The organism is Tsuneonella sp. HG222, assembly GCF_053819185.1.
In genome coordinates this window covers 282,546-294,402 of record NZ_JBSOQZ010000001.1, presented here as the reverse complement: position 1 = coordinate 294,402, position 11,857 = coordinate 282,546, and the positions used below count along the sequence as shown (strand labels likewise).

Sequence of the window (11,857 nt, the reverse complement as noted above, 5' to 3'; positions counted from 1 at the left end):
GCGCGCGCGATCGATCCGCCGGATACAGCGGCATCTCTTCGCTGGGGGCCCAATTTCGATGCAGTACCGTTTCGTCGCCATCCTGGCGCTCCTCGCCACGGCGGCCTGTTCCGCCCCGGCCGAACTGGCCCCCGCCCCTGCGCCGGCAGACCTGGCTGCGGTGGACGACCTGGGCGCATGGCAGACTCACCCGACCGAAGCCTACCGCGGCAAGCGCGACCCGATCAGCTTCGTCGACCTGCAGACCGGTTGGTACGGCACCGGCGCGGGCGACCTGTTCCGCACGGCGGATGGCGGAGCCAGCTGGGAAAAGGTCGCCGCCAAACCCGGCACGTTCGTGCGCGCACTGGCCTTTCTCGACCGGCAGACCGGCTACATCGGCAACATCGGCCCGGGTTATTATCCGGGCGTGACCGACCCCGTCCCGCTCTATCGCACGGACGACGGCGGCGCGACCTGGCAGGCCGTCGATACCGGCGGTGCGACCATCCCAGGGGTTTGCGCGATCGACGTTGTGCCGGCGGCGGCCGGTGAGGCGGCGATAATCCATGCGGCGGGGCGGGTTGGCGGCCCGACCGGCATCCTGCGGTCAATCGACGGCGGCAAGACCTGGTCGGTCATCGACATGGCGGGGCGTATCGCGATGATCACCGACGTTGCCTTTCGCGATGCGCGGACCGGCTTCGTGTTTGGTGCGACCGACGTTGCCACGGCCAAGGCCAACGGGCTGGTGCTAATGACCCGCGACGGCGGCGCGACGTGGAGCGAGGTCTATCGCTCCGCCCGCACCGGCGAGATCATCTGGAAAGCCCACTTCCCGACCCGCACGACCGGCTACGGCGCGGTCCAGTCCTACGATCAGGCCAACTCCGAACAGCGGGTGATCAAGACGACGGACGGCGGCGCGACCTGGCGCGAGCTGACGGTGGTTGCCGACAGCGGCGCCCGGGAATTCGGCATCGGCTTCATCGACGCCGACACCGGCTTCATCGGCACTGCCAAGGGCGGATTCGCCACCGAGGACGGCGGCCAAAGCTGGCGCGCAGTGCCGATCGCGCCCGCAGCGAACAATTTCCAGCCGGTCGTGACGCCCGCAGGCGCGCGCATCTTCGCCATCGGCACGCAGGTCCAGTCGCTGGCCTACACGTTGCGCTAGAGCAGGCCGCGAGCGGCGGCCTCCGTCCCGCCAGCGGAACGTAAGGGTACACCGACCGTAGTCCGAGCACTCAAGGGTTTCGGCCCGGTCGCACGCCTCGGAGAAACCCGCATGCACAAACTCTTCATACCCACGCTTCTCGCCGGCTCGCTCGCACTGTCGGCCTGTGCCACTTCGCCCTATGGAATGGGCGGCGGCGATCCGCTAGGCGGCCTTCTCGGCGGCATTCTCGGCTCGCAATCCCCGCAGAACAACCAGACACAGTTCCAGCAGCAGGCCGCCAATGCCTGCGCGCAGGAAGCATCGCGCTACGGCCGGGTCGCGATCAGCGACGTCCGCCAGACCGAGCGCGACATCGTGCTCGTCTACGGCCGGGTTCAGACCCAGTCGGGCGCACAGCGCGATTTCAATTGCGCCTATCGCAGCGACAACCGGATCGTCGATTTCCAGATGAACTGAGGCGGGTCGGCCGGCGCTAGCCTGCCGCGAGCAGCGGCACCGCGATCGCCAGCGCCCCGACGACCAGCATCAGGCCCAGGATCAGGAGGCCGACCCGCGCCAGCCCGGCGCCCAGGGTCGTGTCCTCGATCACCTCGAAGTTCCCGAGATCGACCGGCTCGCCTTCAAGCGCGCCGCCAGGAGGGGGAATGGTGGGAAGGCTGATCGCCGCCGTTAGAGCGAGCTTTTCACCGGCGATCGCCGTCTTCTGGCTGGCGAGGTGGGCATCGATGTCCTCGTTCGAGACGAGCGTCGCGTCGGCTTGCCCGTTGACGGCGAGGCTTTCGAGCTGGCGGTCGATCTCCACCAGGCGATCGATTTCGCGCAGTGCACGCCGGCGGTTGCCGGAGAGAACCGCCAGTTGCAGGCGCGCCTGCGCCAGACCGCTCGCTCGCAGGTATTGCAGGCCCGTTTTCTCGACTTGCGGAACGGGCACGAACCCGCCGAAGGGCGCGACGCGCACCGGCACGCCGCCCTCGATTGTGGCAATACCATTCATGGGAAATTCGATCCTCGCGCACGACCCCTGTGCGCCGACCGCCATATAGGCACGGCGGCATGCGGGAAATCCGCCGGGCGGCGGGCGGTTGGGCGGGCGCGACCGGCGGATTCGGCGCGCGGCGAAGCGTTGGCGTGGAGGGACGGCCCGCCGCGCGCCGGTTTTGGCCGGTCAGGAATCGATGACGCCGGGATCCCAGAAGGTCGCCAGCGCGACCGACGCGACCATCATGGCGCGCCGCCGGTCCAGGTCGGTTCCGGCAGGCAGCAGGAGGTACGGCTTGCCGTTCAGCTCGAGCGCGCCGATGGGCTGGCCGTCCTGCTCGAACACGTAACCCAGAGGGTCGCGCGTCGGCAGGGTGGGCGTCTCGAACTTGTGGACCGAGCGGAAGCGGATGACCTGCCCGGCCAGGGCGATCTCGCCCACGCGGGCGTTGCGGTTGAGGTTTTCGGCCAGCGACGCGCGCGATTCCTGGACCTCGAAGCGGGCGGGAAACGCGCGCCCGGCGGCCGTGAGATCGCAGCGATAGGCCATCTTGCCCGGCTTGATTTCGATATTGTCGAATGCCAGCGCCGCTTCGCTCACGCCGCAGTCGCCCTCGATGGTATCCGAGATGCCCGGCCCCGCGACTGTAAAACGGCCCCGCCCCTCGGTCACATTGACCAGGCCGAGCGAAGCGCGATCCAGCGTGCGAAAGTAATCGCCGGCGTACTCCCCGGCAACGAAGCGGCCCCTGTTCCAGCCGGACATGTGTTCGAAAGTAATGCGCTCGGTGCCCATCGCGAGTGCTGCGGGCACTTCCATCGCCGGCGTCGCGCAACCGGAGAGCAACCCTGCGGCAAGCAGGGTCAAAACGATTTTCCTCATGGTCTTTTATCTTTCTCGATCGGGTCGATGAATTCAGGTTTTCCCCATCCGACCTGAACGAAAGCTAAATGACCTCGACCGAGAAAAAGAGGCTTCAGCGGCGCCCCAGCGCCGCCTCGCTTTCGCCCATCAAGCTGGCGACGATCTGGGCGACCGGCTCCTCTTCCTTGACCATCCCCACGCTCTGCCCGGCCATGAGACTGCCGTTCTCCACGTCGCCGTCGATCACCGCACGGCGCAGGGCGCCGGCCCAGTAATGCTCGATCTGCAACTGCGCCTCGGCCATGTCGACGCTTCCGCCGTCCAGCAGTAGCGCGACCTCGCGCTGCTTCTGGCTGAACTCCTCGGTGCCCTTGTTCTTGAGCGCACGGACCGGGATCACCGGCAGGCGCGGATCGATCTGCACGCTGGCGATGGCATCGCGCGCCCCGGCGCGGAAGAACGCCTTCTTGAAATCGGGATGGGCGATCGATTCGGTGGCGCAGGCAAAGCGTGTACCCAACTGCACGCCGACCGCGCCCATTTCGAGGTATCCCGCGATCATGTCGCCCCGCCCGATGCCCCCGGCGACAAAGACGAGATGCTCTTCGGACAGCACGGGAAGAAATTCCTGCGCCAGCACGCTGGTCGCCACCGGCCCGATGTGGCCGCCTGCCTCCATGCCCTCGATCACCAGCGCGTCGCCGCCGCTGCGCAGCAGCTTTTTCGCCAGTGCCAGGGTGGGCGCGAAGACGATCACCTTGGCGCCGAACGCCTTGATCGCCTCGACGCTGCCCTTGGGCGGAATGCCCCCCGCGAGCACGACGTGGCCGATCCCGTGCTTGCCGCACACGGCGATCAGGTCGAACAGCATCGGGTGCATGGTAATCAGGTTCACGCCGAACGGCCGGTCGGTCAGCGCCCGTGTCGCGGCGATCTCGGCGTCGAGCAGGTCCGGGGTCATGGCCCCGCAGGCGATCACGCCGAAGCCGCCTGCGTTGCTGATGGCCGACACGAGGTTGCGTTCGGACACCCAGCTCATGGCGCCGCACAGGATCGCATAGTCGGTGCCGAGGAATTCGCAGCCCCGCGCCATCAGCGCCTGCGTTTTGGGATATGAAGTCATGCGGCGCGGCTTAAGGCGCGGTAAGCGTTTTTCAAAGTGCATTTGCTAGGGATCGGGTGTGACGAACCGCGTAGTTTGGCCGAAATCCTGGCCGCGCGCCCTGGCGGGCGTGGCGGTGTTCGCGCTCGCCTATGCCATCGCCAACCGTTTCCAGCTGACCCAATACGTCTTGTACCGGTGGGCGGCGCACGACGAGGCGCGGGCCCTGGCGAACTTCGGCTGGCTCGCAGCGCAAGCCGTTTGCTGGCTGGGTGCGGTCTGGTTGTTGCCCCGCCGCTGGTTCATCCTCGCCCTGTCGCTCGCCGCCGTCTCGATCATGGTCAACCTGGGTTACGGGGAGACGATCGGCGACACGCTCGATGCCGGGCGGATTAGCTGGCTACTCGCCGAAAGCCGTCAGGCGGGACACGCCGCCGGGGAGTTCACCGGCCTGCTCGCCTTCGCCGCGATCCAGATGATCGTCGCCAAGGTGCTGTTCGGCGCGGTGCGCTTCCCCTTGCGGCGCGCGGTTCCGCCGCCGCGTGATGCCGTCGCTTTGCCGGCGGGCCTCACCCTGGCTCTGGCGCCGAGCCTTCTCGCCGTGCTGGGCGGCTGGCCGCTTGCCACGGGGGCCGAGCGCAACACCTGGCACCTCGCCGCGCAGGTCCTGACAGCGCCTCCGCCGCCGCCGCGCGCGCCGGTCGGATTTTCGCCGGACACGGCCGGATCGCCCGATCACATCGTCTGGTTGGTCGACGAAAGCGTCGCGCACGGGCCGTTCGCCCAGCTCATCCTCCCCTCCACCGCGCCCTTCGCGCCGGTCGACTTCGGCGAGGCCGTGAGCCTGGGCAACTGCAGCGCCCCGGCCAATCTGGCGCTGCGCAGCGGAGTCGACGTCCGCCGTGCCGGGCCCGGCCTGGACCTGCGGCGCCCGCCATCGGTCTGGGCCTACGCCCGGAAGGCCGGCTATCGCACCATGCTGATCGACGGCCAGACGACCGGCGCCCCGCAGAACCTGCTGCTTCCGCCCGAAAGAGCGCTGATCGACGATCTGCGCTCGATGGCCCAGGGCATCGATACCGACCGGCGGATCGCCGCCCTGCTCAACCGGCAGATGAAGGCGCCCGGGCGCAGCTTCACCTATGCCGTGCTGCGCGGCGTGCACTTCCAGTACCGCGACCATGTTCCGCCCGGGACCCTGCCAGCACATGCCCCGGCGGCAGAGCAGTACCGCGCGGCTCTGCGCTATTCAAAGCGCGACTTCTTCCGCACGCTGCTCGGCGGCGTCGACCGCAGCCGGGTGGCGGTCATCTACACCTCGGACCACGGGCAGAACCTGGCGCCCGGCGTGTTGCCGCACTGCAGCCCCGAGCAGGTGCCGGCCGAATACATGGTGCCCCTGCTCGCCTTCGTGCCGCCCGAACTGGCAGCGCGTTACCCCAATCCCTCGCCGCGGCGCCATTCGCTCAGTCAGGTCCTGCCGACGACGCTGGCATGGATGGGCTACGATCAGGCCGCGGTGCAGCAGCGCTACGACAACGACCTGACCCAGGGCCCGCTCGGCTATGTCCGCTTCGGCCGCGGGGTCGTGCCGCTGCGCGAGGGCGACCCCGTCGAGATCGAGGTCAGCTCGACCTTCCCCTGATCTCCGCACCTGCGAACGGCACGGGCGGACCTAGCGACAGAGCCCAGCGGCACGCGCGATGCGCCCGGCAATCCCGCCCTTGCACGCGGGCAGGGCTGCGGGCGCGGGCGAGCCTGACGAGGCCGAATCTCCGGCATCGCCCGCTTCTGCGTCGCCGCCGCCGAAACCGCCCATCTGCGGCATGCCGAGCACGATCATCGCGTTGGCCTTGTAGCGCACCCGGGCGGTCCAGTCCGGCTTCCAGCTCGCCGCCGCCCTCGCCGGGCGCGGCGGATAGGAGAAATCGGCCTGCGGACCGTAAGCGAACAGCTGCGTCATCAGCATTTCGCCACCGGCCTGCTTGACCTCCTTGGGAATGGCGCACGAGGTCTGCGTCGGCGGCATGACGTTCTTCGCGGCCACGAGCCGCGCCACGGCCGCCGGGCTCAGCCAGTCGGCCATCGGTCCGCCGAAAGCCTGCGTGGCCGAACTGGTCCACCAGACCATGTCGCGCATTTCGCCGCTGCGGTCGGGCTGCCCGCCCATGACCCAGGCGTAGTAGCCGGTTGCCTTGGGCAGGCCGTTCCAGTTCAGCATCGTCGCGCCGCTCGGCAGGTTGCGCGACGACGGCTGGAGCGCAGGCATGAAGTCGTCGGCCAGCGTGAAGTTGATCTCCGGCGCATAGGTGCTCGTCACCTTGTGCGCGCCGAGCAGGCTGGAGTTGGCGGGGACGGTCTTGTTGTCGCGGCCGTGCGGCCATTCACCGAAGGTCGTGCTGTTGCCGGCATCGACCCGCCACGCGTCGGGCAGGTCGAGACCCGAGGCATAGAGGCCCGGCGGCACCTGGCCCTGCGCCATCTTGGAAAAGTCGATCACCACCGGCTGGCCCGGGCCGGCGCTTTCACCGCAGCCCCAGAACAGCAGGAGCCGGCCCTTGGGCATCTGCGCCTGCGGAAGCGGCCCGGTCTCGCGCGGCCGCGTCTCGCGTTGGGGCGTCAGCAGCTCGACCGAGGATCCCAGCCCCGCCGCGGCAGGCATGAAGTGCTCGCCCTTGGGCGCGCCCGTCGCCGCGCGGCCCGAGCCGAGGCGCAATTCGACCTGCTTGACCGCCTGCGGCGCACCGCCGCGCATCGCGCCCATGATTGCGCCGATGCCGCCGCCCCCGCCCATGGCCCCCATGCCGGAAACGGTCGCGGCATCGACGGTGTAGCGCGCCGTCGTGGTGGCCCCTGCCTGCGACAGGGCGGGGGCAGCGAGAGCGATAACCCCGCCGCCGGAAAGGGCGAGCACAGCGATGTGGAAAGGACGAACCTGCATTGCAAAAACCTCCCTGTTCAATACGCGGCGGCCCGAAAAGCCACGGCGCGAAAAGACGCGACTCACATGCGATAATGCGGCAGATTTAAGCTGAAACCGGCCCGCTGGCGCGCAGGATTTTCAGCTGAAGAAATTGCCGCTGGGCACCGCGATCACCGCATCGGGATCGCGCATGATCAACGGCGGGTCCTCGCCCGCGTCCATCGCCGCGATGGCGCGCTGGAGCATGCGGCGCTGCATGCCGATACCCTTGTCGCTGGTCACCAGATGCTCTTCGGAATGGAGCGAGACCGGCCCCTGGCCCGCCTGCGCCTCGTAATCGCCGGGCTGGTCCTGCCGTTCCCGAACCGTGCGCAGGTGCCACGGCTTGAAGTTTTCCGCCTCGAGCCCGCGCATCGGCCGCTCGCGCGCTTCGGCCGGCACGCGCAGCGCCATCAGGATGCGGCTGTGGCTGTCGTCGACCGGGACGGAAAAGCCGATCGAGTTCGGACGGCCGCCGCGCATGGCCACGTCGGGCACGAACATGATGTTGGGCATCATCCAGGTCGAGACGCGGTTGACGTGCCGCCCGTCGGCCAGATCGCGGTGCGCCTGGTAGGTCACCCCGCCCTCGATCTCGTTGAACTCGACCTTCGGCATGACCTCGAACTCGCGGACGAACTGCGTGCCGGAGAACGTCGTGTGCAGCACCTGCACGTGAAAGGGATCCATCACGTTGTCGTTCATGTGCAGCCAGGAATAGGGCACCACCTCGGGCCCATCGATATCGCCGTGGCTGCCCACCGAGTTGTCGAACGCCATGTAGTCCTCGCCGTCCTCCAGCGGCTCCATCGCGTCGAAGCGGGGAAGCTCGGGCATGCGATCGGGCGGTCCCATGTAGGCCCAGACCAGGCCGTAGCGTTCCCGCACCGGGTACCACGGCTGGCGATGTTCGGGGCGGCGGGCGACGGGGTTGGGTTCGCACGGCTGCTCGATGCAATTGCCTTCCACGTCGAACTTCCAGCCATGATAGCAGCAGCGAATGCCGTCGGCCTCGACATGGCCCCAGAACAGGCTGGTCCCGCGGTGCATGCAGCGCGGATAGAGCAGGCCGGGCCTCCCCTCCCCGTCGCGAAACACGATCAGGTCTTCCCCCAGGATGCGCACTTCGCGCGGACGGCTGGTCACGTTGCGGCTGGCCAGCACCGGCTGCCAGTAGCGCCGCATCAGTTCGCCCATCGGCTTGCCCGGGCCGACTTCGGTCAGCAGCGCATTGGGGTGCTGTGCCTTCCGGCCATAGGCCGTGCCCTCCGGCCCGGTGTTGATCCTGTCCCTCACCCGTGTCGCCATGGCGGCCTCTCCCCTTCGTATCGCTCAGTATCCCAGGATGGCCTTCGTCTCGAGGAACTCCTCAAGCGCGAAGCGACCGTATTCGCGGCCGTTGCCGGACTGGCGATAGCCGCCGAAGGGCGCGAAGCCTGACCAGGCGGGGTAGTTGATGTGCACCTGCCCCGCGCGGATGCGGCGTGCGACGCGGCGCGCGGCTTCCTGGTCGGCCGACTGCACGTGGCTGGACAGGCCATAGACCGTCGCGTTGGCGATGCGGATCGCGTCCTCCTCGTCCTCGTAGGGCTGGATGACGAGGACGGGGCCGAAGATTTCTTCCTGCGCGATGCGCATCTTCGGCGTCACTTCGCTGAACACCGTGGGCCGGGCGAAGAAGCCGTGGTTGAGGCCATCGGGCAGGCCCGGGCCGCCGGCGATGAGCTTGGCGCCCTCGTCGATCCCGACTTGGATCAGCGCCTGGACCTTCTCGAACTGCGGCTTGTTGGCGAGCGTGCCGATGAAGCAGCTTTCGTCGTTCGGATCGCCGACCTTGACGCCCTCGGCCGCAGTGCGGGCCAGGTCCTCGACCTCGGCCAGCCGCGACCGCGGCACGACCATGCGGGTCGGCGCGGCGCAGGACTGGCCGACATTGCGCATCGCCCCCAGCACGCCCTTGGGCACGGCATCGGCGAAATCGGCGTCGGGCAGGAAGACGTTGGGGCTCTTGCCGCCCAGTTCCTGGACCACGCGCTTGACGGTCGGCGCCGCATTCTGCGCCACCATCACCCCGGCGCGGGTCGAGCCGGTGAACGACACCATGTCGACATCCGGATGGCCGGACAGCGCATTGCCGACGACCTCGCCGGTCCCGTTGACCAGGTTGAACACGCCCGCCGGGAAGCCGGCGTCGTGCACGGCCTGGGCAAACAGCAGGGCGCTGAAGGGCGACATCTCGCTCGGCTTCAACACCACGGTGCAGCCTGCGGCGAGCGCCGGGGCGAGCTTGGCGGTGATCTGGTAGAGCGGCCAGTTCCACGGGGTGATCGCCGCGACCACGCCGATCGGCTCGCGCTCGATATAAATGCCGTCGACGGTTTCGGTGAACTCGAAATCCTTCAGGACCTCGATGGCCACGCGCACGTGCTCGATCCCGAACACCACCTGCCCCCCGCGGCTGAACGCGATGGCCGCGCCCATTTCGTCGGTGATCGCGCGGGCGAACTGCTCGCCGCGCTCCTCCAGCAGCGCCTTCAGCTTTTCGAGCAGCGCCAGGCGCTCCTCCTTCGACGTGCGACCCCAGCTCTCGAACGCCCGCTTCGCCGCGGCGACCGCCAGATCGACGTCGGCTGCGGTCCCGGCCGCGATGTGTCCGAACACTTCCTCGGTCCAAGGATTGGTCACGGCGATCGCCTCGGCGTCGGCGCGGTCGACCCACTGGCCGTCGATATAGAAGCGGGTGTCGTCGGTCATGGGCATCCTCTGGGCAAGTGAATCAGGCCGGGTGCAGTAGCACTTCGGCCTCTATTTCGATCGGAAAGTTGAGCGGCAGACCCGCGACGCCCACCGCCGTGCGCGCATGGGCGCCCACCTCTGCGCCGAACACCTCGACGATCAGGTCGGTGAAGCCGTTGAGCACGGCAGGCGTATCGGTAAAGCCGGGCTTGCAGTTGATCATCCCGTGGACCCGGCACCAGCCGGATATCCGGTCGAGCGAGCCGAGGCTGCGCTGCAGGCTGCCGAGCATCGAGAGCCCGGCCTTGCGCGCCGAAGCGTAGCCCTGCTCCACGCCGACCGTGTCGCCCAGTGCACCGAACGGTCCGGCGGGCGAACCGTCTTCCTCCTGCGGTCCATGGCCCGAGATCCACGCCCGCTCCCCGCGCACGTTGACCCACGGAAAGGGCAGGACCATCCCGGCCGGCAGCGCGAGCGGCGCGGGCAGGACAATGCCGAGTTCGGTCAGCCGGGCGTCAGGTCCGGGCAAACGAATCCCCGATCAGCCGAAGTCCACCGGATAGGGCTTCAGCTCGCCGCTGGCGTAGCGCTTCTCCAGGCCCGGCGTGCCGTTCTCCAGCACCATCAGCATCGAACGCTTGGGCGCGAACCCCTGGTGGCGGATGTCGGCCGGCATGGCGCAGACGTCGCCTGCCTTCATCACGATCTTGCCGCGCGGGCTGCCGGTGTTCTTGTCGGCGATGTTCCAGTGGATCTCGTCGGTCAGCTGGATGAACCACTCGTTCCGGTCGTTGCCGTGGATCACCGGGAGCATGTGCTCTTCGGAGGTCACGCAGCAGATGTTGCCGCGCGTCACCGCGCTGATCGACGGGTTCCAGGTGATGTCGCTGCGGGCGATGTGATCGAACAGGTTGATCGCGTGGAGCTGGCCCTCGAAGCCTTCCTCGGTCTCGATCTCCGGCTTGTCGTACTCGAGATCGGCGAAGGCCCGGTTGATCGAGAACCCGTCGTCCTCGGTGCGGATCATCTTGTCGCCCGGCAGGCCGAGCATCCGATCGGCGGCGATGAAGCTGCGCAGCAGTTCGCCGTCCTTCTCCTTGCCCTTGGGCCCGATCGGGGTGCCGGTCTCGAGCGGGGCGTTGAGCGGATCGTAGCCTTCGGAGATCCAGTTCTTGCTGATCGTGGTGAACGCTTCGGAGACGACGTCGGCGGGGAAGGTTTCGAGGTGGTCGATGCCCTGCGCCTTGTAGCCCGCGTCGTAGCTGCCTGCGAACACGTCGACCGTGCCGTAGTGATTGGTCGTGCCGAAGATGTCGTCGAAGAAGATCCAGCCGTAGAAGAAGCCCCAGCCGATGTCGCGCACCATGGCGCGCAGGAAGCGGTCGATCTCGATGATGTGGCTGCCCCTGGGCCATTCGATGTGGGCGAAGTATTCGTCGCGGCGGAATTCGAAGCCGCCCAGGCGGTAGCTGGTGTAGCCGGTCGCCTCGTCGGTGCCGGTGGCGACGATGGTCTGTGCAGGGGCATCCATCTCGGCTCTCCTCAGTTGGTTTCGCAGATCTCGTTCCAGCGCTTGACCGTGACCGGCCCGTCCACCGTCTGGACGAGCGCCACGGCCGGCTTGCCGGACGAGGTGAACTGGTAAGCCGCGCCGTGCGGCAGCAGGACCTGGTGGCCCCGGCGCGCGGTGACCCGGCCCATGCGCGGGCCGTTGGGCTCGCCGCCCAGCTGCACCGCCCCGCCCTCGTGGCTCGGCACCTGGTCGTCGGCCAGCTTGATGAAGTTGAAGGTTACCTCGCCGTCCATGACGATCGCGAACTCGTCGTGCGGGGCGGCGTACCATGGACCGTCGCCTTCGATGCGGACGGCCTCGGCCACGTATTCGAGGTTCTGCACCACGGCCACGCGCTCGAACGGGGCGCTATGCCCGGCGACTTCGTAGATGTTCGAGAAGGCGTATTTCTTCAGGTCGTCGTTGAGACGGATCGAACCCTTCTCGTAATCGTCGAGACTGCCGACCTTCGTGCGATATGCCATGCGCGATGCTCTCCCGTG

At 68.1% G+C, this 11,857-nt stretch carries 12 protein-coding genes; 3 read left to right on the top strand and 9 right to left on the bottom strand.

Annotated elements, in window-relative coordinates; translation table 11 throughout:
• Positions 1-58: 58 nt before the first annotated feature.
• Positions 59-1,156, top strand: coding sequence for a WD40/YVTN/BNR-like repeat-containing protein (locus ACWPMZ_RS01380; protein ID WP_455702245.1), 1,098 nt, complete (start codon positions 59-61; stop codon positions 1,154-1,156).
• 111 nt (positions 1,157-1,267) lie between these two features.
• Positions 1,268-1,615, top strand: a complete 348-nt coding sequence (locus ACWPMZ_RS01375) for a hypothetical protein (protein ID WP_455702244.1) — start codon at positions 1,268-1,270, stop codon at positions 1,613-1,615.
• 16 nt (positions 1,616-1,631) lie between these two features.
• On the opposite strand, the gene ACWPMZ_RS01370 is transcribed toward ACWPMZ_RS01375, so the two are convergent.
• The 3 genes from ACWPMZ_RS01370 to ACWPMZ_RS01360 all read right to left on the bottom strand — a co-directional run bounded on the left by ACWPMZ_RS01370 (position 1,632) and on the right by ACWPMZ_RS01360 (position 4,125).
• Entirely contained in the window at positions 1,632-2,153 is a 522-nt protein-coding gene (locus tag ACWPMZ_RS01370; protein WP_455702243.1) for a hypothetical protein, read from the bottom strand.
• Positions 2,154-2,324: 171 nt separating this feature from the next.
• Entirely contained in the window at positions 2,325-3,020 is a 696-nt protein-coding gene (locus tag ACWPMZ_RS01365) for a VV20781 family protein (RefSeq protein WP_455702242.1), read from the bottom strand.
• 94 nt (positions 3,021-3,114) lie between these two features.
• Positions 3,115-4,125, bottom strand: a complete 1,011-nt coding sequence (locus ACWPMZ_RS01360; protein WP_455702241.1) for an NAD(P)H-dependent flavin oxidoreductase — start codon at positions 4,123-4,125, stop codon at positions 3,115-3,117.
• 58 nt (positions 4,126-4,183) lie between these two features.
• Between ACWPMZ_RS01360 and ACWPMZ_RS01355 the strand changes: the two genes are divergently transcribed.
• Positions 4,184-5,749: a sulfatase-like hydrolase/transferase gene (locus ACWPMZ_RS01355; protein WP_455702240.1), complete on the top strand. Its 1,566-nt coding sequence runs from the start codon at positions 4,184-4,186 to the stop codon at positions 5,747-5,749.
• A gap of 30 nt (positions 5,750-5,779) precedes the next feature.
• Here the strand turns inward: ACWPMZ_RS01355 and ACWPMZ_RS01350 are convergent, their stop codons facing one another.
• From ACWPMZ_RS01350 to ACWPMZ_RS01325, 6 genes are all read right to left on the bottom strand, one after another.
• Positions 5,780-7,045, bottom strand: coding sequence for a hypothetical protein (locus tag ACWPMZ_RS01350; RefSeq protein WP_455702239.1), 1,266 nt, complete (start codon positions 7,043-7,045; stop codon positions 5,780-5,782).
• A gap of 120 nt (positions 7,046-7,165) precedes the next feature.
• Positions 7,166-8,374: a Rieske 2Fe-2S domain-containing protein gene (locus ACWPMZ_RS01345; RefSeq protein WP_455702238.1), complete on the bottom strand. Its 1,209-nt coding sequence runs from the start codon at positions 8,372-8,374 to the stop codon at positions 7,166-7,168.
• A gap of 24 nt (positions 8,375-8,398) precedes the next feature.
• Positions 8,399-9,820 carry an aldehyde dehydrogenase family protein gene (locus tag ACWPMZ_RS01340; protein WP_455702237.1) on the bottom strand — a complete coding sequence of 474 codons (1,422 nt, stop codon included), beginning with the start codon at positions 9,818-9,820 and terminating at the stop codon, positions 8,399-8,401.
• 22 nt (positions 9,821-9,842) lie between these two features.
• On the bottom strand, positions 9,843-10,331 hold the full coding sequence (locus ACWPMZ_RS01335) for a RidA family protein (RefSeq protein WP_455702236.1): 489 nt from the start codon (positions 10,329-10,331) through the stop codon (positions 9,843-9,845).
• Positions 10,332-10,343: 12 nt separating this feature from the next.
• The gene (locus tag ACWPMZ_RS01330) at positions 10,344-11,333 is read right to left on the bottom strand and encodes a hydroxyquinol 1,2-dioxygenase (RefSeq protein WP_455702235.1); all 990 of its coding nucleotides are present in this window, start codon (positions 11,331-11,333) and stop codon (positions 10,344-10,346) included.
• Between the two features lie 11 nt (positions 11,334-11,344).
• Positions 11,345-11,839: a hydroxyquinol 1,2-dioxygenase gene (locus tag ACWPMZ_RS01325; protein WP_455702234.1), complete on the bottom strand. Its 495-nt coding sequence runs from the start codon at positions 11,837-11,839 to the stop codon at positions 11,345-11,347.
• Positions 11,840-11,857 lie beyond the last annotated feature (18 nt).

What these genes read in the sequence shown, in the direction of transcription:
- ACWPMZ_RS01360 (WP_455702241.1), bottom strand. Translation starts at nt 4,125, where the DNA reads ATGACTTCATATCCCAAAACGCAGGCGCTGATGGCGCGGGGCTGCGAA.
- ACWPMZ_RS01325 (WP_455702234.1), bottom strand. Translation starts at nt 11,839, where the DNA reads ATGGCATATCGCACGAAGGTCGGCAGTCTCGACGATTACGAGAAGGGT.
- ACWPMZ_RS01380 (WP_455702245.1), top strand. Translation starts at nt 59, where the DNA reads ATGCAGTACCGTTTCGTCGCCATCCTGGCGCTCCTCGCCACGGCGGCC.
- ACWPMZ_RS01370 (WP_455702243.1), bottom strand. Translation starts at nt 2,153, where the DNA reads ATGAATGGTATTGCCACAATCGAGGGCGGCGTGCCGGTGCGCGTCGCG.
- ACWPMZ_RS01340 (WP_455702237.1), bottom strand. Translation starts at nt 9,820, where the DNA reads ATGACCGACGACACCCGCTTCTATATCGACGGCCAGTGGGTCGACCGC.
- ACWPMZ_RS01350 (WP_455702239.1), bottom strand. Translation starts at nt 7,045, where the DNA reads ATGCAGGTTCGTCCTTTCCACATCGCTGTGCTCGCCCTTTCCGGCGGC.
- ACWPMZ_RS01365 (WP_455702242.1), bottom strand. Translation starts at nt 3,020, where the DNA reads ATGAGGAAAATCGTTTTGACCCTGCTTGCCGCAGGGTTGCTCTCCGGT.
- ACWPMZ_RS01330 (WP_455702235.1), bottom strand. Translation starts at nt 11,333, where the DNA reads ATGGATGCCCCTGCACAGACCATCGTCGCCACCGGCACCGACGAGGCG.
- ACWPMZ_RS01345 (WP_455702238.1), bottom strand. Translation starts at nt 8,374, where the DNA reads ATGGCGACACGGGTGAGGGACAGGATCAACACCGGGCCGGAGGGCACG.
- ACWPMZ_RS01375 (WP_455702244.1), top strand. Translation starts at nt 1,268, where the DNA reads ATGCACAAACTCTTCATACCCACGCTTCTCGCCGGCTCGCTCGCACTG.